At 66.5% G+C, this 21,642-nt stretch carries 15 protein-coding genes and 1 tRNA gene; 10 read left to right on the top strand and 6 right to left on the bottom strand.

Features of this window, described 5'->3' with window-relative positions; genetic code table 11:
• The first annotated feature begins 460 nt into the window (after window positions 1-460).
• From WFP78_RS20070 to WFP78_RS20050, 5 genes are all read left to right on the top strand, one after another.
• The gene (locus WFP78_RS20070; RefSeq protein ID WP_336966151.1) at window positions 461-1,102 is read left to right on the top strand and encodes a LolA family protein; all 642 of its coding nucleotides are present in this window, start codon (window positions 461-463) and stop codon (window positions 1,100-1,102) included.
• A 329-nt stretch (window positions 1,103-1,431) separates the two neighbouring features.
• Window positions 1,432-2,229 carry an exodeoxyribonuclease III gene (xth, locus tag WFP78_RS20065; protein ID WP_336966148.1) on the top strand — a complete coding sequence of 266 codons (798 nt, stop codon included), beginning with the start codon at window positions 1,432-1,434 and terminating at the stop codon, window positions 2,227-2,229.
• 13 nt (window positions 2,230-2,242) lie between these two features.
• Complete coding sequence (gene ribA / locus WFP78_RS20060; RefSeq protein WP_419723010.1) at window positions 2,243-3,328, top strand: GTP cyclohydrolase II; 1,086 nt, start codon at window positions 2,243-2,245, stop codon at window positions 3,326-3,328.
• Window positions 3,325-3,831 carry a L,D-transpeptidase family protein gene (locus tag WFP78_RS20055; RefSeq protein WP_336966144.1) on the top strand — a complete coding sequence of 169 codons (507 nt, stop codon included), beginning with the start codon at window positions 3,325-3,327 and terminating at the stop codon, window positions 3,829-3,831. The genes ribA and WFP78_RS20055 overlap by 4 nt, the downstream gene beginning before the upstream one ends.
• A gap of 99 nt (window positions 3,832-3,930) precedes the next feature.
• A complete protein-coding gene (locus WFP78_RS20050) occupies window positions 3,931-4,107 on the top strand; it encodes a hypothetical protein (RefSeq protein WP_336966141.1) in 177 nt (58 codons plus the stop codon).
• 122 nt (window positions 4,108-4,229) lie between these two features.
• Here WFP78_RS20050 and WFP78_RS20045 read toward each other — a convergent pair whose 3' ends face one another.
• Window positions 4,230-7,010 (bottom strand): [protein-PII] uridylyltransferase, encoded by a 2,781-nt coding sequence (locus tag WFP78_RS20045; protein WP_336966140.1) that lies wholly within the window; start codon window positions 7,008-7,010, stop codon window positions 4,230-4,232.
• 101 nt (window positions 7,011-7,111) lie between these two features.
• Entirely contained in the window at window positions 7,112-9,763 is a 2,652-nt protein-coding gene (mutS, locus tag WFP78_RS20040) for a DNA mismatch repair protein MutS (RefSeq protein WP_336966139.1), read from the bottom strand.
• Window positions 9,764-9,937: 174 nt separating this feature from the next.
• Here mutS and WFP78_RS20035 point away from each other — a divergent pair, with 174 nt between their 5' ends.
• Window positions 9,938-12,196, top strand: coding sequence for an NADP-dependent malic enzyme (locus tag WFP78_RS20035; RefSeq protein WP_336966138.1), 2,259 nt, complete (start codon window positions 9,938-9,940; stop codon window positions 12,194-12,196).
• Window positions 12,197-12,375: 179 nt separating this feature from the next.
• Here WFP78_RS20035 and WFP78_RS20030 read toward each other — a convergent pair whose 3' ends face one another.
• Complete coding sequence (locus WFP78_RS20030; RefSeq protein ID WP_336966137.1) at window positions 12,376-12,888, bottom strand: outer membrane protein assembly factor BamE; 513 nt, start codon at window positions 12,886-12,888, stop codon at window positions 12,376-12,378.
• Window positions 12,889-13,111: 223 nt separating this feature from the next.
• On the opposite strand from WFP78_RS20030, the gene WFP78_RS20025 reads away from it, so the two are divergent.
• Both WFP78_RS20025 and WFP78_RS20020 read left to right on the top strand, forming a co-directional pair.
• The gene (locus WFP78_RS20025) at window positions 13,112-13,627 is read left to right on the top strand and encodes a ubiquinol-cytochrome C chaperone family protein (protein WP_336966136.1); all 516 of its coding nucleotides are present in this window, start codon (window positions 13,112-13,114) and stop codon (window positions 13,625-13,627) included.
• Window positions 13,628-13,635: 8 nt separating this feature from the next.
• Window positions 13,636-14,229 carry a YceD family protein gene (locus WFP78_RS20020; RefSeq protein ID WP_419723011.1) on the top strand — a complete coding sequence of 198 codons (594 nt, stop codon included), beginning with the start codon at window positions 13,636-13,638 and terminating at the stop codon, window positions 14,227-14,229.
• Window positions 14,230-14,317: 88 nt separating this feature from the next.
• Here WFP78_RS20020 and WFP78_RS20015 read toward each other — a convergent pair whose 3' ends face one another.
• On the bottom strand, window positions 14,318-17,326 hold the full coding sequence (locus WFP78_RS20015; protein WP_336966134.1) for a TonB-dependent receptor plug domain-containing protein: 3,009 nt from the start codon (window positions 17,324-17,326) through the stop codon (window positions 14,318-14,320).
• A gap of 235 nt (window positions 17,327-17,561) precedes the next feature.
• Between WFP78_RS20015 and dinB the strand changes: the two genes are divergently transcribed.
• Window positions 17,562-18,662 (top strand): DNA polymerase IV, encoded by a 1,101-nt coding sequence (gene dinB, locus WFP78_RS20010; RefSeq protein ID WP_336966132.1) that lies wholly within the window; start codon window positions 17,562-17,564, stop codon window positions 18,660-18,662.
• A gap of 44 nt (window positions 18,663-18,706) precedes the next feature.
• Here the strand turns inward: dinB and WFP78_RS20005 are convergent, their stop codons facing one another.
• The gene (locus WFP78_RS20005) at window positions 18,707-19,468 is read right to left on the bottom strand and encodes a DUF1134 domain-containing protein (RefSeq protein ID WP_336966130.1); all 762 of its coding nucleotides are present in this window, start codon (window positions 19,466-19,468) and stop codon (window positions 18,707-18,709) included.
• A 463-nt stretch (window positions 19,469-19,931) separates the two neighbouring features.
• Here WFP78_RS20005 and WFP78_RS20000 point away from each other — a divergent pair.
• Window positions 19,932-20,023: transfer RNA gene (locus tag WFP78_RS20000), tRNA-Ser, on the top strand.
• Between the two features lie 63 nt (window positions 20,024-20,086).
• Here WFP78_RS20000 and WFP78_RS19995 read toward each other — a convergent pair.
• A complete protein-coding gene (locus tag WFP78_RS19995) occupies window positions 20,087-21,634 on the bottom strand; it encodes a bifunctional aminoglycoside phosphotransferase/ATP-binding protein (RefSeq protein ID WP_336966128.1) in 1,548 nt (515 codons plus the stop codon).
• Window positions 21,635-21,642: the final 8 nt, after the last annotated feature.

Raw genomic sequence — 21,642 nt, 5'->3', positions numbered from 1 at the left:
TGCATCGTGCGTTTAATCTGATCCGTTCGGGCTGAGCCTGTCGAAGCCTTGTCCTTTTCTTCGGAAGAGAAGGACGGCCCTTCGACGAGCTCAGAGCTTGCCCCGGACCTGATCCGGGGGCGAATGGGGAGAGGTGATCCACATTTACCGCACGATACGCGAGGCTGGGGGTGGACGGTTCGCCAATGTCGGCCTGGATTCATGGCGGCCCCCTAGTCACCGCCGTCATGCCGGACTTGATCCGGCATCCATTGAAGCTACGGTCGAGGTCAGGGACAGCGCTCATGTTCATAGGCCCGGATCACGTCGGGCATGACGAGAAAGGGACGTCCGCTCTTTACCTATGATACCCAAGGCATGAGGCATCGCCCGGCAGGCAGCTATTCGCGGAATCGGCAAGTTCACGGCAGGTTCAATCCCCGCCTTTCATAGCCCCGTCATGAAACGGAGACGTAATCCCATGAAGCCCATCATCGCGGCCACGGCGTTGGCGCTCGCCGCCGCGCCCTTCATTCTTGCCGGCATCGCCACGCCCGCCACGGCGCAACTGCAGCAAGACCCGCTGAAGCAGGTCAACGCCTATATCCGCGCGGTTCAGACCATGACCGCGGATTTCAGCCAGACGGATCGCGGCGGCAACACCGTCACCGGCAAGCTGACCCTGAAGCAGCCGGGCAAGATCCGGTTCCAATATCAGAAGGGCGTGCCGCTGCTGATCGTGGGCGACGGTAAGGCGCTGACGATGATCGACTATGAAGTGCGGCAGGTGCAGCGCTGGCCGATCGGCAATTCGCCGCTGGGCGCGCTGCTCGATCCCGATCGCGACCTGTCGAAATTCGGCCGCGTCGTCCAGACCGGCGATCCCGATGTGCTGAGCGTCGAGGCGCGCGACCCCAAGCGGCCCGAATATGGCACCATCACCATGATCTTCCAGCGCCGCGCCGGTGCGCCGGCGGGGCTGGAACTTTATGGCTGGGTCGCGCTCGATTCCCAGAACAACCGGACTTCGGTGCGTCTGACCAACCTGAAATATGGCGTGCCGGTGCCCGATTCGGCCTTCCGCTGGACCGATCCGCGCCCGCGCGGCAGGCCGGGCGGCTGAGGCACGGCGCCCGGGCAACCGCGCAATCGCGGGCGAAGCGAGCCGCGCGCGCGATGGGCGGAAAATCATTCGGTTTTGTTCATCTGCCGCTCATATGCCGGTCGCTAGAAACAAATCCACAACGCGAGTGGCTTCCGGGGATTTCCCCCCTGTTACCCCGGCCCCGCTCCCGTTGCGAAGCGCGTCAAGGCGCTGTCGAGACCCCCGTTCCACGCCCCCGGAGCGGGGGTCTTTCGCGTCCGGCGCCTCTGGACATGGCCGGGTGGCGGGTGGATGTCATCGCCCTCACGCCCTTGCGCCACGGGTCATTTCCCCCTAGCGGGATGCCCATGTCTCAGACTCTCAGCATCGCTTCCTGGAACATCAACAGCGTCCGTGCCCGGCTCGATATCGTCGAACGCTTCCTGATGGAGGAGCGCCCCGATATCCTGTGCCTGCAGGAAACCAAGGTGGTGAACGACACCTTCCCCGCCGGGCTGTTCCGCCAGCATGGCTATAATCATCAGGTGCTCAACGGCCAGCCGATGCACCATGGCGTCGCGATCGTCAGCCGCATCCCCATGCGCGAGGATGCCCGGCTCGACTGGCAGGCCAATGGCGAGGCGCGGCATGTCGGCGTGCGGCTGGACAATGGCGTGCGGGTCGAGAATGTCTACGTGCCCGCCGGCGGCGACGTCCCCGACCGCAATGAGAACCCCAAATTCGGCCAGAAGCTGGATTTCATCGAGCGGATGATCACATGGTCGTCCGGCCTTTCCGACAAGCCGACCGTGCTGACCGGCGATTTCAACATCGCGCCGCTGGAATGCGACGTGTGGAGCCACAAGCAGCTGCTGAACGTCGTCAGCCACACACAGGTCGAATGCGATCTGCTGGACCGCCTGCAGGCGTCGCATGACTGGGTGGACCTGGGCCGCAAATTCTACCCCGCGCCGGAGCGGCTCTACACCTGGTGGAGTTATCGCGCGCGCGACTGGTCCGAATCGGATCGGGGCCGCCGGCTCGACCATATGTGGGCCAGCCCCTCCATTGCCGACAATGCGACGTCCCATCGCGTGGTGGAGCCGTGCCGCGGTTGGGCAAGGCCGTCCGACCATGTGCCCATCATCACCGAATTCTCCTTCTGATGGGTCTGCGCCCGTGACCGGGGGCGCCGCCGATCCGCGTGCCGCCGCGCGCGCCATCGACGCGCTGCGCCGCGGCTGGCCGGTGCGCATTTCGGCGGGCGACGGCGCGCTGCGGCTGATGGCGGTGGAAGGCGCCAGTCCGGTGACGCTGGACGGCTTCGATGCCGCGGGCGCGGCCGATATCCTGATTTCCGCCGCGCGCGCCGAAACATTGAAGCTGACCAACCAGCGCGACGCCGCCGACCCGGAGCAGCCGGTGCTGGTGGCGCGCACGCCATGGATCGACCGCGACGTGGCCATGGCGATGGCCGATCCGGTGCGCGACCTTGGTTCGCCACTGAAGGGCCCCTTTGTGGCGCGGCACCTGATAGCGGCCGATGCCGCGCGCGCGGCGCTGCGCCTTGCGCGCCTGGCCGGCATCCTTCCCGCCTTTTTCGTCAGCGCGGGCGCGCATGCGGGAGAGGATGTGGAGGCGCAGGCTTCGGCCGGGGATGTCGCCGCCTATGACGATGCCGCCCGCCTGGCCATCGCGACCCGTGCGCGCCTGCCCGTGGAGGTCAGCGAGCGGGCGGAGATCGTCGCCTTTCGCAGCCCGGAGGAGCCGCGCGAGCATATCGCCCTCGTCATCGGCGAGCGGGACGGGACGCCGCCGGTCGTCCGGTTGCACAGCGAATGCCTGACCGGCGACGTGCTGGGGTCGCTCAAATGCGATTGCGGGCCGCAGCTGCATGAAGCGATGCACCAGATCGCCGATGCGCGCTGGGGGGTGCTGTTGTACCTGCGGCAGGAGGGGCGGGGCATCGGCCTTGTCAACAAGCTGCGCGCCTATGCGCTGCAGGATCAGGGGTTCGACACGGTCGACGCCAATGTGCGGCTGGGCTTCGCCATCGATGCGCGCGACTTTTCGGTCGCGGCGCGGATGCTGGACCTGCTGGGGATCGGCACCGTCCGCCTGCTCACCAACAATCCCGAAAAGGTGAAGGGGCTGGAGGCGGCCGGCATTTCCGTGGCGGAGCGCCTGCCGCTCGCCATTGCGCCCAATCCGCATAACGAGCATTATCTCGTCACCAAGCGCGACCGGACGGGGCATCAGCTATGAGCCTGATCCGGGTGGACATAGCCGCCCGCCGGCTGACCATCGGTGGCATGGAAATCCCCTGCGCCATCGGCAGGGGCGGAGCGTGCCCGGCGAGCGCCAAGCGCGAGGGCGATGGCTGCACGCCGGTCGGCACATGGCCGGTGCGCGGCATATTGCTGCGGCCGGGCCGCGTGCCGGACGATGTGCGCCCGCAGGCCCCCTGGCGCTGGACCCGCGCCGACGACGGCTGGTCGGACGATCCCGCCGATCCGGCCTATAACCGCCCGGTCATCCTGCCGCGCGCGACCTCCGCTGAAACGCTGCAGCGGGAGGATCATGCCTATGACGTCATCGTGGTCCTCGGCCATAATGACGCGCCGCCGGTGCCCGGTGCGGGCAGCGCCATCTTCTTCCATATCTGGGTCGAGGGCCGCCCGACCGAAGGCTGTGTCGCGGTCGCCAGGGACGACATGCTGCGCATCCTGCCGATGCTGACGCCCGGCAGCACGCTGGAGATCCGCTGATCCCCTTGCGGCTGTAATCGCGCCATTATGGTGAGATCAGAACCATTGCGCCCATGGCACGTTGCTGTCCTGAAAAGATCGGGAGGAAGGATGGGCATGATGGGTGAAGCCGGAGAGGATGTCGTTTCCGAACGCGCGGAACTCCACTTTCTTGCAGCGCTGGTGGACGAGCTGATGCGCAAGCTGCGCATCGCCGGCATCCTGACGCAAGCGGAACTCAACGATATCGAACAGGAGGTCGCCAAACGCATCGGCCATGTCCCGCGCGCCTGGTGAGCAAACCGGCGGGCAGGCGCGCCGCAGGGCGATGAGCGCATGTCAGGGCATTTTCCAGCCAGATGAAATCAGCTGACGGCGCGGAAAATGCGTCAAATCAAAAACATGGAGCGGCCGCGCCATCATGCCGGCACCCGCTCCCGCTCGGCCTCCGACATTTCCTCGGGCGTGGCGCCGGCGGCTTCCAGCAGGCGGCGTTCCAGCGTCTGCAGCCGGGCCTTGCTCTCGATCTTTCCGCCCAGCAGGTCGGTGACGTAGAAGGTGTCGACCGCGCGCTCGCCATAGGTGGCGACATGGGCGCTGTGGACCGTCACCTTCGACTGGAACAGCGCATTGGCCAGCGCGAACAGCAGCGCCGGCCGATCGCGGGCGTTGATCTCGATCACCGTGAAGCGGTTGGATGCTTTGTTGTCGATCAGCACATTGGGCACGATCTGGAACGCTTCGGCGCGGGTGCGGGTCAGCGGTCGCGCCTCCAGCTTGGTGATGAGCTTGTGCCGGTTGGCGAGCGCATCCTCGATCATCCGCTTGATGCGGGCGAGCTGATCCGGATTGTCGAAGCGGCCGCCCAGCGGGTCCTGCACCAGGAAATTGTCGATCGCCATGCCGTCGCGCATCGTGTGGATGCGCGCGTCGATGATCGAGCCGCCGGCCAGATGGATCGCGCCGGCAATGCGATAGAAGAGGCCCGGATGGTCGGCCGCATAGACGGTGACGAGCGTCGCCCCGCGCTCGGGATAGACTTCCGCCGCGATCGCTAGGGACTCCTTGCCCGCGGCCATGATGTGGCGGACATTCTGTTCCAGGATATCCTCGGGCTCGGCCACCCAGTAGGATTCGGGCAGGCGCTTCTTCAACGAGGCAAAGGCGCTGTCCGACAGGGAGAGCGCCGCGCGCAGCGTGTCCTGCTTGGCGGCGACCCGCTCGCCGCGCCCCTTCTGCTTGTGGCCAAGGCGCAGCACTTCTTCCGCCTGCTCGTAAAGATCGCCCAGCAGCTGCCGTTTCCAGCTGTTCCACACCCCCGGCCCCACGGCGCGGATGTCCACGACGGTCAGGATCAGCAGCAGGCGCAGGCGCTCGGGGCTCTGCACCGTCTCGATGAAGTCGAGGATGGTCTTGTAGTCCGACAGGTCGCGCTTGAAGGCGGTGGCCGACATCAGCAGGTGATAACGCACCAGCCAGGCCACGGTCTCCGTCTCGGCCGCGGTCATGCCAAGGCGCGGGCACAGTTTCAGCGCCACGTCCGCGCCCAGCAGGCTGTGGTCGCCGCTGCGCCCCTTGGCGATGTCGTGCAGCAGCACCGCGACATAGAGCGCCCGGCGGGAAATGAGCTTGTCCATCAGGACGGTGGCGAGCGGATGATCGTCCGGCAGTTCGCCCTTCTCGATCCGCGCGAGCAGGCCGACGGCGCGGATGGTATGCTCGTCCACCGTATAATGATGGTACATGTCGAACTGCATCTGCGCCACGACGCGACCGAAATCGGGGATGAAACGGCCGAACACGGTCGCCTCGTTCATCCAGCGCAGCACCGTTTCCGGGTCGCGCGGCGAGGTCAGCACGTCGAGAAAGGCGGTGTTGGCGCGCGGGTCCTTACGGACGCGGCGGTCGATGAGGCCCGCGTCGCGGCTGGCCGCGCGCATCGCGGTGGGGTGGATGGCGAGCCCATGCCGGTCCGCGACCGCAAAGATCTCCAGCAGGCGCACCGGGTCCTTCTGGAAGAAATCGTCGCTCGGCAGGCTGAGGCGCCCGCGATCGAGGATGAAGCCGTCCAGCTTGCGCGGGCGGCGGAAGAAGCTGGGGATATAGCGGCGGCCGCGCGCGGCCCAGATGTCGTCCAGATGGGCGAGGAACACGGCGGTCAGGTCGCCCACCGTCTTCGCGTTCAGGAAATAATAGCGCATGAAGCGCTCCACGGACGAACGCCCGCCGCGCGCGAGAAAATGCATGCGCGCGGCCAGCTCCAGCTGCAGGTCGAAGGTCAGCCGATCCTCGGCGCGGCCGGTGATCATGTGCAGGTGGCAGCGCACCGCCCACAGGAAATCCTCCGCCTTCTGGAACTGGCGCAGCTCGTTGCGGGTCAGCAGCCCCACGTCCACCAGCTCCGCCACGGAGCGCACGCGGTTCACATATTTGCCGATCCAGAACAGCGTGTGCAGATCGCGCAGGCCGCCCTTGCCTTCCTTCACATTGGGTTCGACGACATAGCGGCTGTCGCCCATGCGCTTGTGCCGCTCGTCGCGCTCCGCCAGCTTTTCGGCGACGAAGCTGCGCGCCGTGCCCTGCATCACCTCCGCGTCGAAACGGGTGGCGACCTCTTCATAGAGCGGCCGGTTGCCCCAGATATAGCGCGCTTCGAGCAGCGCGGTGCGTACCGTCAGGTCGGCCCTCGCCATGCGCATGGTTTCGTCGATCGACCGGCTGGAATGGCCGACCTTCAGCCCCAGGTCCCACAGCGAATAGAGCATCGATTCGATGATCTGTTCGGTCCAGCCCGTCGGTTTCCAGGGGGTGATGAAGCCGATGTCGACATCGCTGTGCGGCGCCATCTCGCCCCGGCCATAGCCGCCGACCGCGACCAGCGTCACCCGCTCCCCGGTGGAGCGGTTGCTGGAGGGGTAGAGATAATGGACGGTCGCGTCGTAGAGCAGGCGCAGCACCTGATCCATCAGGAAGGCCAGCGCCGACACCGTCTCGCGCCCGCGCGTGGGCCGCGCGGCAAGGCGTTTCGCGGCCTCCGCCTGCCCGGCGGCGATCGCTTCGCGCAGCACGCCGACCACCGCTTCGCGCAGCGCCGCCGTGTTCGATCCATGCACTTCGGCCAGCGCGGCGATGCGATCGGCGAGAATCCTGCGGTCGATGATCGCGCGGCGATTGCTCAGATTGTCGAACATGGTGGACATGGATGCGTTATGTAGGTGCAGAAGCGCCGTGAAACCAACGCTTTCTCAGGAGGTTTTGTCGGGGCTTGGGCCGGGGCCTGAGCCGGGGTTGGGGCCGGGGCTCAATCGGGCGCATGCGCGTTGGCGATCTGCTTGAGGCGATAGAGGATATCCAGCGCCTCGCGGGGGCTGAGCGCATCGACGTCGATGCCGGTCATCGCCTCATGCAGGGGGTCGCGCCGCACCTCCGGCAAGGGTGCGGCGGCGGCGAACAGCGGCAAGTCGTCCAGCCCCGCCGCGATGCCGCCGGTCTTCGCCTTGCCCGCTTCCAGCCGCGCCAGCACATCCTTGGCGCGCGCGAGCACGGCCGGCGGTACGCCCGCCAGCCGTGCGACGGCAAGGCCATAGCTGCGGTCCGCCGGCCCTTCCGACAATTCGTGCAGCAGGACCAGATCGCCCTTCCACTCGCGCGCGCGGACATGGTGGAGCGAGAGCGCGTCCAGCTTTTCGGCCAGGCGGGTGAGTTCGTGATAATGGGTGGCGAACAGGCAGCGGCACTGGTTCATGCCATGCACCGCCTCCACCACCGCCCAGGCGAGCGCCAGCCCGTCATAGGTGGACGTGCCGCGCCCGACCTCGTCGAGGATGACGAAGCTCTGCGGCGTTGCCTGCGCGAGGATGGCGGCGGTCTCCACCATCTCGACCATGAAGGTGGAGCGGCCGCGCGCCAGATTGTCCGATGCGCCGACGCGGCTGAACAGCCGGTCCACCAGCGAAAGCCGGGCGGCGGTGGCCGGCACGAAGCTGCCCGCCTGCGCCAGGATGACGATCAGCGCATTCTGGCGCAGGAAGGTCGACTTGCCGCCCATATTCGGGCCGGTGATCAGCCACAGCCGGTCATCATCCGCCAGCGCGCAATCATTGGCGACAAAGGCCGCGCCCTGCTTCGCGACGGCGTCTTCCACCACCGGATGGCGCCCCGCCGCGATGTCCAGCACCCGGCCGGGCATGAAATGCGGGCGGCACCAGCCCCCCTCGGCCGCGCGCTCTGCAAGCGCGGCGGCGACATCCAGCCGGGCGAGCACATGGGCGGCGGCGGAAATCGCCTCGCGCCGGGCGAGCACGCCCTCGATCAGTTCCTCCAGATGCGCGGCCTCGGCGGCGAGGGCATGGGCGCCGGCCTGCGCCACGCGCGTCGCCTGTTCGTGCAGGTCGACCGAATTGAAGCGCACGACGCCGGCCAGCGTCTGGCGATGGCTGAAACCTGATCCGTCGCGCATCAGCGCGTCGCCATGCCGGGCCGACACCTCGACATGATAGCCCAGCACCGCATTGTGCCGGATCTTGAGGCTGGCGATGCCGGTTTCCTCGCGATAGCGCGCTTCGAGCGCGGCGATGGCGCGGCGGCCATCGCCCGACAGGCGGCGCAGTTCGTCCAGCGCGGCGTCATAGCCATCGGCGATATAGCCGCCGCTCGCCGTTTCGGTGGGCGGGCTGGGCACCAGCGCGCGGGAGAGCGCGTCGACCAGCGCGCCATGGCCGTCCAGCGCGGGGAGCAGGGCGGTCAGCAGCGGCGGCGGTTCGCTGATGGCGCCCAGCCGCTCGCGCAGCAATCGCGCTTCATTGAGGCCATCGCGCAGCTGGCCCAGGTCGCGCGGCGACCCGCGGCCCATGGCGATGCGGCCCAGCGCCCGGCCGATGTCGGGCAGCGCACGCAACGCGGCGCGCAGCCCCTCCCGCAGGCCGGACTGGTCATGCAGATGCTGGACCAGGCCAAGCCGCCGCTCGATCGCGCCCTCGTCCAGCAAGGGCGCGGAAAGGTCTGCCGCCAGTAGCCGCGCGCCCGCTGCCGTCAATGTGCGGTCGACCGAGCCCAGCAGGCTGCCCGCCCGCTGCCCGGCCATGGTCTCGACAATCTCCAGGCTTTCGCGCGTCGCCGCGTCGATCGCCATATGGCTGCCGGTGGTGCTGCGCTGCGGCCGGGCGAGGAACGGCATGCGCCCCTTGCCGGCATGGTCGAGATAGGCGATCAGGCCGCCCATCGCCGCGATCTCCGCGCGGGAAAAGCCGCCAAGCCCATCCAGCGTCGCGACGCCGAAATGCTGTTTCAGCCTAGTTTCGGCGCGCACGCTGTCGAATGCCGCGCGGTCGAAGACATGGCCTCCCTCCGCCGGGATGTCGGCGCCATGGGGGATCACGATCTCGCTCGCGCGCAGCCGGGCCAGCTCGGCGGCAAGCTGCGCCACGGGCACCGAGAGCGTTTCGAATCGCCCGGTCGAGATGTCGACGGCCGCGATGCCGATCTCCATGGTGTCGCCCGCGCCCGCGCGCGCCAGCGCCACCAGCATATTGTCGGCGCGGGCATCCAGCAGGCTGTCCTCGGTCAGCGTGCCGGCGGTCACATGCCGCACGATGGCGCGGGCGACCAGCGCCTTGCCGCCGCGCGCCTTGGCCTGCGCGGGCGTTTCGATCTGTTCGGCGATGGCGACGCGATGCCCGGCGCGGATGAGCCGCGCAAGATAGACCTCCGCGCTGTGCACTGGCACGCCGCACATCGGAATGGGCTGGCCGCCATGCTCGCCCCGGCTGGTCAGCGCGATGTCGAGCGTTGCCGCCGCCGCCTTCGCATCGTCGAAGAACAGTTCGAAGAAATCGCCCATGCGGTAGAACAGCAGGCTGTCGCCCGCCTCTTCCTTGAGCGTCAGATATTGCGCCATCATCGGCGTTACGGGCGCGTCGGGCGCGCGGGTGGGGGACGGGGGGGAACTGGTCATCGCATCCTGTGCGATAGCGGCTGGCGCCCGCAGATCAAAGGGGGACATGCCGGTCGCCGGGCTTCCCTGTCGCGGTTCATCCATTCGCGCGCACAAAAAGGCGTGCGGGCTGCTTGTCCTCGCGCGGGAAATGCCGTTAGGGCATTGGCGGCGTCAGCGCAGGAGGCAAAAGGCATGTCGGAAAAACAAAGCGTGGAATTTTCAGAGCGCGAGGCGCTGTTTTTCCACTCCACCGGCAGGCCCGGCAAGATCGAGATCATTGCGTCGAAGCCGATGGCGACGCAGCGCGATCTGTCCCTCGCCTATTCGCCCGGCGTCGCCGTGCCCGTGCGCGCGATCGCCGCAAATCCCGCGACCGCCTATGATTATACCGCCAAGGGCAATCTGGTCGCCGTCATCTCCAACGGCACGGCGATCCTGGGCCTGGGCAATCTGGGCGCGCTCGCCTCCAAGCCGGTGATGGAAGGCAAGGCGGTGCTCTTCAAGCGCTTTGCCGATGTCGATTCGATCGACATCGAACTCGACACCGAGGATGCGCAGGCGATCATCGACGCCGTCGCCTTGATGGAGCCGAGCTTCGGCGGCATCAACCTTGAGGATATCAAGGCGCCGGAATGCTTCATCATCGAGCAGGCGCTCAAGGAGAAGATGAACATCCCGGTCATGCATGACGACCAGCATGGCACGGCGATCATCTGCGCGGCGGGGCTCATCAATGCGCTGTACCTCACCGGGCGCGACATCCGCGACATTTCGGTGGTGGTGAACGGGGCGGGCGCCGCCGCGATCGCCTGCACGGAACTGATCAAGGCCATGGGCGCGCCCGCCGACCGCGTCATCATGTGCGACCGCAAGGGCGTGATCTATCAGGGTCGCGAGAATATCGACCAGTGGAAGTCCGCCCACGCCGCCAAGACCGACGCACGCACGCTGGAAGAAGCGTTGAAGGGTGCCGACGTGTTCCTGGGCCTGTCCTCCGCCGGCGCGCTGCAGCCGCATATGGTGAAGGACATGGCGCCCAAGCCGATCATCTTCGCCATGGCCAATCCCGACCCGGAAATCACGCCGCCGGACGCGAAGGCCGCGCGGCCCGACGCGATCGTCGCCACCGGCCGGTCGGACTATCCCAACCAGGTCAACAATGTGCTCGGCTTCCCCTTCATCTTCCGCGGCGCGCTGGATGTGCGGGCGACGGCGATCAACGAGCACATGAAGATCGCCGCGGCGCAGGCCATCGCCGAACTCGCACGCCAGCAGGTGCCCGAGGAAGTGGCCCATGCCTATGGCCGGTCGCACAGCTTCGGGTCGGACTATATCATTCCCGCGCCCTTCGACCCGCGCCTGATGGAAGTGGTTTCGGCCGCCGTCGCGCAGGCGGCGATGGACAGCGGCGTGGCGCAAAAGCCGATCGCGGACATGGCGGAATATCGCCAGAGCCTGAAGGCGCGGCTCAATCCGACCACCTCCGTCCTCACCCTTGCCTATGAAAATGCCAAGGCGGAACCCAAGCGCGTGGTCTTTGCCGAGGCGGAAGAGGAAGTGGTGCTGCGCGCTGCTATCCAGTTCCGTGACGGCGGCTATGGCATTCCGGTGCTGGTCGGCCGGCAGGACGTGTACGACAAGCTGCGTGACCTTGGCGTCGCCGATCCCGAGAGTTTCGAGCTGCACAACAGCGTCAATTCGCCGCTGGTGCCCGCCATGGTCGACCTCGTCTACGAACGACTGCAGCGGCGCGGCTATCTGCGCCGCGATGTCGAGCGGATGGTGAACCGGGACCGCAACATCTTCGGCGCGGCGCTGCTGAAACTGGGTGAGGCGGACGCGATGATCTCCGGCGTGACCCGCCCCTATGCGCAGACGATGCGCGAAGTGCGCCGGGTGATCGATCAGGCGCCGGGCCGCACGCCCTTCGGCATCCATGTGATGGTGGGGCACAGCCACACGGTGTTCATGGCGGACACGACCGTCAACGAACGCCCCAATGCGGTCGAACTCGCCGATATCGCCGAAGGCACGGCGGCCGTCGCCCGGCGCATGGGGCATGAGCCGCGCGTGGCCTTCCTCTCCTATTCCACCTTCGGCAATCCGGCGGGCACCTGGCTGAAGAATCTGCGCGAGGCCGTGGCCATTCTCGATGCGCGCGGCGTGGACTTCGAATTTGAGGGCGAAATGGCGCCGGATGTCGCGCTCAACCCGCGCGTGCTGAAAAACTATCCGTTCGCCCGCCTTTCCGGCCCGGCCAATGTGCTGGTGATGCCGGGGCTGCAGTCCGCCAACATCTCGGCCAAGCTGCTGCGCGAGCTGGGCGGCGATTCGGTGATCGGGCCGATGCTGGTGGGCATGGAAAAGTCCGTGCAGGTGGCGACGATGTCGTCCAACGCCAGCGAATTGCTGACGCTGGCCGTGCTCGCCGCGGGCGGCGTGGCGCTTTAGGGTTTCCGGAGCAGTTGATCCGACGGGATCGGATCAACCGCTCGATGGCCCTGGTTGACCGCGATGTCTTGCCAGCGATCGATTCGGGTCGCCTGGAAATCGCTCTGATATGGTTCAGCCCGCAAGCGCCTGTGGCGTTGCGGGCTGAATCATTCTCTTACCATATTGGATACGGCAGATCAGCTGCCGTTGGGGCCAGGGCCGGTGGGGCCGGTGCCCGCGCCGCCCATGCCGCCGGCGCCCACCGCGCCGATATTGCCGAAAACCTCATCGAACAGGCTGCGATGGCGGCCCAGCGTCGGCGTCTTGTCGCCCGATGGCGAGACATGCGCCACCTGGTCAAGGCCGGTCCGGTCGATGGAGGCGACGTTGCCGGCCTTGTCGAACTTGATGTGCAGCACGGTCTGCGCATAGGGGCGCGGCGAGGAGAAGGCGAGTTGGCGCATGTCGCGCGCGACATAATACCATTCGTCCTGGCCGAACTGCGTGGTGAAGGTGGGGCGGCCCAGCGTGCCTTCCACCGAAGCGCGGTTGTCGATGCCCGGCTGGACCGAATCGACCAGCAGCTTGTCCACCACATAGCCCTGATGCGTGCGGATGCGGGTGCATCCGCCGGTTGCGGCAGCCATGGCGACCAGGCCGATGGCGAGGACAAGCCGCCCCTTGCTGGACTGACGGCGGGATGAGGGCATGAAAATCTCCTGAGCGGCCCCTGGCCGGTTCATTCGCCGCACGGGCGGCAGGGCTCTGTCGTGGCCATTGCATTGCGCGACGCACCAATCAATATGGAAATGCGCGCCGCCAGACAAGGCTTCAGAGATGGAGCTTCTGAAAAGAGCCCGGCGCGCACCGACATCAGGCTGGCTGGCGCCATGGCGCGTCCGGCCACCCAACAGGATCATATCGGCCCATATCATGACGTTCCTCTCCCGCCTTTTCCACCGTGCCGATCCGCGAACCGCGCTGGCGCCCCTCTATGCCGCCTGTGTTGCCGAGGGGCGGCAGCCGCACTGGTATCTGGAAGGCCAGGTGCCCGACACGCTGGACGGCCGCTTCGACATGATCGCCGCCGTCACCAGCCTTGTGCTGCTGCGCCTGGCGGATTGCGATGCGAAACAGGAAAGCGTGTGGCTGACCGAAGTGTTCGTCAGCGATATGGACGGGCAGTTGCGGCAGATCGGCATCGGCGATGTCGTCGTGGGCAAGCATATCGGGCGGATGATGAGCGCGCTGGGCGGCCGCATCGCCGCCTATCAGGCCGGCATGGCGGCGGGGGGCGACCTGCCCGGCGCTCTGGTCCGCAACCTCTACCGAGGCGAAGCGCCCGATGAGGCCGCGCTTGCCCATGTCGCCGAGCGCCTGCGCGCGTTGCGCGGGGATCTGGATGCCGTTGCCTTGCCGGCGTTGATTGCAGGAGGTCTGAGGCCATGAGCGGAGAGATGACGCCCCCCGAGTCCGGCAGGCCCGAGTCCGATAGGCCCGAACCTGGCAGGCCTGAACTGAGCAGGCCCGAACTGAGCAGGATCGTGCGGCTCGACCAGGCGCATGGCAATGCCGCGGGCACGACCATCAGTGCCGATGAGGGGGAACGCGCGGCGCTGGTCCGCCGTTTCGGCCTGTCTTCGCTCGACCGGCTGGAGGCCGACTATCGCCTGATCGAGGAGAATGGCGTGCTCGTCGCCCGGGGGCAGTTGCGCGCGACGCTCGCCCAGCCCTGCGTCGCGACGGGCGAGCCGGTGCCCGAGACGATCGACACGCCCTTTGCGATCCGTTTCCTGCGGGAAACCGACGCCGCTCCGCAAGAGGAGGAAACCGAGCTGGACGAGGAGGATTGCGACACGATGTTTTTCTCCGGCGAGGCGATCGACATCGGCGAGGCCGTGGCGCAGACGCTCTCGCTCTCCCTCACCCCCTATCCCCGCGCGCCCGATGCCGACGACTATCTGCGCAAGATGGGTGTGCTGAAGGAGGAACAGGCAAGCCCCTTTGCGGCGTTGCTGGGCCTGAAGGGCATGGGGAAGGGCGAAGACTGACCGCTCCCGACCCGGCAGCCCTATGCAGGAGATACAAAAAAGGCGGCCTGTGAGGGCCGCCTTTTCCGTTGACCCTGCAAGGGAAGGGTCAGAACTTGAAGTTCGCGCCCGCGCGGAACGTCCGCCCGATCAGGCCGGCATAGTGCCAGGTGGTCAGGAAGTTGGGCGAGCTGGCATAGGATGCCGGCGCGATCGGTGCATGGGCACCGAAGACATTGCCGACATTGGCGAAGAAGGTGAACTGGTCGTTCACTTCCACCGTTGCGTTCATGTCCACATTGATGAAGCTCTTGATGTGACAGAACTGGTCGCCGGTTCCGTACAGATTGCTCTTGGCGCAGGACAAGTCGTAGACGCCGTTGGTCGGTGAGACCTGGTCGGCGCTGACCGCCTTGATCCTGCCGACATAATAAGCGGTCGCGCTGAGCGAGAATTTGCCCGCCTGAACCGTGTTCTGCCAGTTGCCGCGCCAGTCCGGCGTGCCGTTGCCCGACGAGAGGTCGTAGGGCCCAAGCGTACCGGCATATTTCTGCACGCCCGACGAGGTGTGCAGATCATAGTTGATGATATGGGTCACTTCGATGCGGCTGGTGAAGGTCACATTGTCGGAGACCGGCACCTTCGCCGTGGCCGAGAAATCGATGCCCGAGGTGATCGCATAGTTGGCGTTCACGAACGGGACATTGATGATCAGCACGCGCGGCAGGGCAGAGGGGTACAGCGGGTCCACCCCGTCGACGGTGTTGACCGAATAGCCCGGGCCAACGGCCGCCACGGCCGCCTGTGCCGCAGCAAGGTTGGCGGCTGCATAATAGGCAGACGTTGCCTTCGCGACATCGGGACCTGCGATGATCAGGTCGGACTTCTTCACATTATAATAGTCGGCGGTCAGGCTGAGCCACGGGGTGGGCTCTACGATGATGCCGGCGGTGAAGCTGCGCGACTTCTCAGGCTTCAGATCGGGATTGCCGACCACGCCGCGACCAAGCGAATAGGCCTGGCTGTAGGGGTTGCTGGCGCCACCGTGCAGCGCCTGGAAAGCGGCCGGCGGTGTGGTCGTCACGAAACCCGCATATTGGCTGCGCGCACCCGATTCCGCGAAGGTCGGGGCCCGGAAACCCTGCGAGTAGGTGCCGCGCAGGGCCACCTGCTTGATCGGGGTGAACTTCACGCCGACCTTCGGCGAGAAGTGGCTGAAGCCTTCCGAATAATGGTCGTAACGGCCCGAAGCATTGACTTCGAGCGTGTCGAGCACTGGCGCCTGGATTTCAAAATAGGCGGCCGAAACGGTATGCTTGCCGAACGCCGACGACGTGGTCAGCGACCAGGTGTCGAGCGCGGCATTCTGATTGTTGTTGACCAGCGCTTCATGCCGCACCTGGCCACCCACGGCGACCATCATCGGGCCACCGGGCAGATCGAACAGCTGCTTGGTGATCGATGCGTCGACCGAGTACATTTCCGAATGCGAAGGCGTGACCACGTCCGGCGCGATGAAGTCGCGCACGGCCTGCGAGTTCAGCGACGGGTTCACGAAATTATAGGCGCCGGTGTTGATCGCCTTCAGCGTGTTGGCGATGTTGAGATAACCATGCTGGGTGATCTCCAGATTGTCGCGGGCATAGACGCCATCGACCTTCCAGTTCCAGTCGTCGCCGATGCTGCCGTTGAGGCCGGCGGTGAAGCGCCACACTTCGTTGGTGCGATCGCTGCCCGCTGCGATGTCGCCGAACAGATAGTAGATGCGCGCCGCGCCGTTCGTCGGGTCATTGGCAAAAGCTGCGGCATAGGGGTTGTTCGGGTTGAGCTGACGATCGGTAGCCGTTGCGCAGTTCACGCCCGAGGCGCAGATATAGACCGGCAGCACGATACCCGGGTTGCTCGAAGCGACGGCCGGTGCTGCGCCGAAGGGCTGCGTATTACGCAGCGGGCGCGGCGCGTTTTTGATGCTCACATAGCTGTTCGAATAGCTTCCCGTCACATAGCCTTCGATGTTGTCGGACAGGCGAACGCTCAGGCGGCCGTTGACCGAATATTTGCGCTGCAGCGGGGCGAGCTGGAAATACTCGTCCTCGATATTGTGCTTGCAGCCCACGCCACGCGCACCGCCGCCGGCGATGGCGTACGATCCAAATGTGCAGTTAGGGTCCAGCGTCGTATAGTTGCTGTAATTCTGGGTCTTGCCTGCAGAATCGATATAGGTGCCGTTCGCGATGGGCGAGGTGCCCCCGGAAAGCGGATTGTTGAGATCGCTTTGCGTGGTGCGCACCACCACGGCATTCGGCGTCGCCGTGGTCAGCGAGCTGTCGGCGGCGTTGAGATCCTTGCCCCCGATCGAGCTGAGGTCGCGATTGTTGTAGGGGAAACCGCGGCTGTGGTTCGATACGCGGCCATCGCGCTGATATTCGCCGTTCAGATAGACATTGAAGCCCTGGTCGTCATAGTCGCCATAGCCCACGGTCAGGTTGGCGCGCTGGCGGCTTGCGTCGCTGTGGCTGCTGATGCCGCCCTCGACGGTGCCGGCAATGCCGGTGAACTGCTTCTTGAGGATCAGGTTGACGACGCCGCCGATGGCGTCGGCGCCATAGGTGGAGGAGGCGCCGTCCTTGAGGACTTCCACGCGCTCGACGAGGCTGAACGGAATCGAGTTCAGGTCGACATAGGCGTTGTGGCCGTCGTCATTGATCGGGAAGTTGGTCGAACGCAGGCCGTCCACCAGCACCAGCGTCGAGGAGACGCCGAGGCCACGCAGCGAGACGGCCGAGCCGCCCGCGCTGAAGCCGCTCTGGAAGCCAACGCCGATCGAACCGGCGCTGTCGGCCGAGACCGAGCGGATCGCGTCGGAGGCGGTGGTGATGCCCGCCTTCGCCAGGCTCTCGGAGGTCAGGACGGTGACGGGCGAAGGCGTTTCAGTGTTCGTGCGGCGGAAAAGCGAACCGGTGACGATGATTTCTTCGCCGTCCGATGCCTTGTCTCCGGCATTTTGAGGTGCGGCCTGCGCAAAGGCGGTGCCAGAGATGGCGCCAGCGCCCATCAGAACGAATGCGGACAGGGCAGCACCCTGGCCAAATTTCGCCAGTTTCGAAAAGGTCTTCATATATTCCCCCTGGGATCGAACAGTATTTGCAACGGCGCTCCACCCGAAACGATAAATCGTCCGCCTTGCGGATCGAGCGCGTGACTGCAGTTTCGTTGCCCCCCTGTCTTATTGTTGTAAAGCGCCACCCCGATCGTCCTGATGCAATTTGTCGGAATGTAGCAACCGCGCAACAGGGTGTTGCAGCCGCGTTTCCCCTTTTGTTCCGGTTCCGGCCGTGGCATAGGACAGGGCCATGGGCGACGAGGCGCTGCCGCTGCGGAAGATCATCCATGTCGACATGGATGCCTTTTTCGCGTCGGTCGAGCAGCGGGACGATCCGGCGCTGCGCGGCAAGCCGGTGGCGGTCGGCGGCGGTGGGCCGCGGGGCGTGGTGGCGGCCGCAAGCTATGAGGCGCGGGTCTTTGGCGTGCGCTCGGCGATGCCCGGCGCGCGGGCGCGCAGGCTCTGCCCGGACCTTGTCTTCGTGCCGCATCGCTTCGATGTCTATCGTGCGGTCTCGGCCCAGGTGCGGGAGATTTTCCTGCGCTTCACCGACATCATCCAGCCCCTGTCACTGGACGAAGCCTATCTGGACGTGACGGTGAACAAGCCCGGCATCGCCTCCGCCACGGTGGTCGCCAGGGAAATCCGCCGGCTGATCCGCGCGGAAACCGGGCTCACCGCATCGGCCGGCGTCTCCTACAACAAGCTGATCGCCAAGCTCGCGTCGGACCAGAACAAGCCCGATGGCCTGTGCGTCGTCCGCCCGGAAGAGGGGGAGGCGTTCATCGCCGCCATGCCGGTGCGCCGCATCCACGGCATCGGCCCGGTGACGGCGCGGCGGATGAGCGCGCTCGGCATCGAGACCGGTGCCGACCTCAAGGCTCGCGACCTCGGCTTCCTGCAGCAGCATTTCGGCCGCGCCGCCGCCTTCTATCACCGTGCGGCGCGCGGCATTGACGACCGGCCGGTGCATGAGCGGCAGGAGCGCAAGTCGGTGAGTGTCGAGGACACCTTCTTCACCGATCTGGTCGACGCTGAAACGCTGCTGCGCGAAGTGGACAGGATCGCCGACAATCTGTGGCAGCGCATCGAGGGCAGCGGAGCGCATGGCCGGACGGTGACGCTGAAGATCAAGTTCGCGGATTTCCGCATCATCACCCGCTCGCGCTCCTTCGCGGCGCCCGTCGCTTCCCTGCCGCAACTGGCGGAGGTGGCGCGCGCGCTGCTGGTCGCCCAACTGCCGCTGCGCATGGGCGCGCGGCTGCTCGGCCTTGGCATCCACAATCTGGAAGACGAGGATGAAGAGGGCGCATCGACCGGCGTGGCGCGCCAGCTGGCGCTGGCGATCTGACCGGCGGAACGTCCGTTGCCGGCGCGCGCCGCCGCCGGGAGGGATCAGAAGGGCAGCCAGTTCCGCTTTTCGGTGAACTTCATATAGCCCGCGTTCACGCCCAGCCGGTATCCCACGCCAAGGCGGATCGGGATCAGCACCACATTGCCCCAGCGCAGGTAGCTCGCGTTGAAACCGCCGACCAGATAGGCCGCGCCCTCGCCCGCCGGGAAGCGGTGGTAGATGTCCTGCGTGTCGTAGAGATTGTAGACGAGCACGAAGGTCTTGGAGGCATTGCCGCCCACGTCGAAGCCGATGGACGGGCCGGTCCAGTAGATATCCCGCTGCCCCTCGATCTTGTGGTTGAGCGTGCCGGAGCCGTAGCGCAGGCCGACGACGAAGGCGCCCGATGCCTCGCGCCCGGCGATATAGGCATTGGGCTGGCCCTGATCCTTCAGGATCTTCTCGATGATGCCGGCAAGGCCCTCCGCGCCCTTGCCGAACACCCCCTCGGCCGCGCCGATCAGGTCGTCCTTCTGGTAGGAGGCGGCTGCGCTCGTCTGCGCGGCGAGCGTGCTGTTGCTGACCGGCGCGCCGGTGGCCGCGGGCGGCGGCGGGTTTGCCTGCGCGGCCGCCGCCATTGGCGATTGATCGGCGGCGACAACGCCCGGATCGGTCGGCGTGGACGGCGCTGTGGGGGCCGGGGCCAGATCGGAATCGATCTGCGTATTGGGATCGACCGTGCGGATTTGCGCGCCGGCGGGCGCAAGGCTCAGCCCGACCGCGGCCACCCCGAATGCTGCCGAGCGCCCGAAGCGCAAGGCCATGTCACATATGCTGCGGCTCATCTGCCTGTTCCCCGACTTCCCGTCCGGAGCATGATCCGATCGGATGGGACCGGGCCATGCTCTCCTTGTCTTTTGTTGTCCGCATTTCCCGAGTCGTCAGCTGAGTCCAACTGATGTGAAAATGCGATAGAATCATGCAGACCTATCGGCATGCCACATGAAGCGGCAATGAACTGACGCCAGCCCGAGTCCCTTTTGCGTCAGACCGAATCGGCGGGCAGGCAAATGGCGCCCGGAAGGGATGCTTCGGGGCTGACGGAGGATCGCCTTCGACCGGGCCCATGCCTGCCTTCCCCCTCCATGGTGCTTTGCGCCCGCGATCGGGCATCGGGACGACTCTGCAGGAAAGCGCGAATGTGCCGTTGCCATGGCGCACACGCCTCGCTATAGCCCGACCTCGCTTAGCCCCACCCGTGCGATATGCCGGGTTGCAAGGCCATGCGGAGACGTGGGTGAGTGGCTGAAACCAGCGGTTTGCTAAACCGTCGTGCCCTGAATGGGGCACCCCGGGTTCGAATCCCGGCGTCTCCGCCAACATATCACTGAATTGAGCCATGCCATCGCCTCTCCGGAGGGGCGGTGCGATAGCTGTCCTGCCTATGCCATGAGCAGGGCGAGCGCCCTGGCGCGCAAGGCGTCGAAGGGGCCGCCGGTTTCGACGATGGCCCAGTCCGACGGTTGGGGCAGGTGCCTGTCCGATTGCGCGCGGGCGACTGCTGCATCCGCGTCGGAGGCATCGGGCGGGCGGTGGTCCACGCGGTGGATGCGTTCGGCGTCGGGCGCATGCAGCCACAGACCGTCGAACCGGCAGCCTTGCCGCGCGGTCATCGCGGAGATGGCGCTCCGGTCGGCGGGCTGCATGAAGGTGGCGTCGGCGATGACGCTGATGCCGGTCGCCAGACTTGCCTCGGCCAGCCGCGCGATCTCGGCATGGACCGGCGCGCCCGTTCCTGCGCCATAGGCCGAGGCGGGCAGGCGCACGTCCGGTCGGACGCCGGCCAGGCGCTTGCGCAGCACGTCGCTGCGAAGGATACGCGCGCCGGGCGCGCCGCCGATCTCCCCGCCGACCGACCGGGCCAGCGTGGATTTGCCCGTGCCGGAAAGCCCGCCGATCGCGACCAGCCGCGGCGGCGTGGGTGCGGCCAGGGCCGTCGCCAGATCCAGATAGCGGCGCGCGCGCGCCGCGCGCCCTTCCGCATCCGGATGCTGAGCATATTGGGCCGCAAGCACATGCGCCCGGATCGACGCGCGCACGGCCATGAACAGGGGGATCAGGCCGATGCCCGGCTCATCCTGCGCCGAAAGGTCGAGATAGCGGTTGAGGACGAGATTGGCGGCATGCCGCAATCCCCGTTCCCACAAGTCCATCAGCAGGAAGGCAAGATCGTAGAGAATGTCCGTCGTGGCGAGCGCGGGATCGAATTCCAGACAGTCGAAGGGCGTGGGGATGCCGTCTAGCAGGGCGATGTTCGCCAGATGCAGGTCGCCATGGCAATGGCGGATGCGACCGGCCGACGCCCGTGCATCGAGCAGGGCCGTATGCCGCTCCACAGCCGCGAGCAGCCTTTGGGTCAGCGCGCGGGCCTTCCCTTCGTCCAGGACATCGCTGACCCGGGCGAAGCTGCGCGCATTGCCTTCGATCACGGCGCGGATCGGCCCCGCGCCATCGTCTGATGGGCAGACGGCCGCATCCGCGTGGAAGGCGACAATGCCGTCGGCCAGGCGCAGGAGAAGATCGTCGTCCAGCGCGCCCCGGTCGGCCATGCTGGCCAGCAGCGCCTCGTCGGGAAAGCGCGTCATCTCCAGCAGCCAGTCGACTGGCGCGCCCGGACCGCCGATGCGCAGCTGCCCATGCATGTCGCGGGTGACGGGATGGACGGCGCGATACAGGCCGGGCGCGGTCCGGCGGTTGAGGCGCAGTTCCGCCTCCAGCGCCTTCCTGCGCCGGCCGGGAGTCGAGAAATCCAGATAGCCCAGATTCACCGGCCGCTTGAGCTTCCAGGCGCGATCGCCCTTCAGGAAGATCATCGCGGCATGGGTGTCCACGCGGCGGACGGAGCCGTCGCCCGGCAATGCCTGCCCGCTGTCAAGCCATGCAGCGACATCGGCGGCCTGTTGCTTCCTGGGTGCCGATGTCGCTGCCATGCGCCTTT

Source organism: Sphingobium aquiterrae, assembly GCF_037154135.1.
Taxonomy (GTDB): Bacteria; Pseudomonadota; Alphaproteobacteria; order Sphingomonadales; family Sphingomonadaceae; genus Sphingobium; species Sphingobium aquiterrae.
Note: the sequence above shows the minus strand (reverse complement) of the source record. Positions and strands in the feature narration are given on the sequence as shown.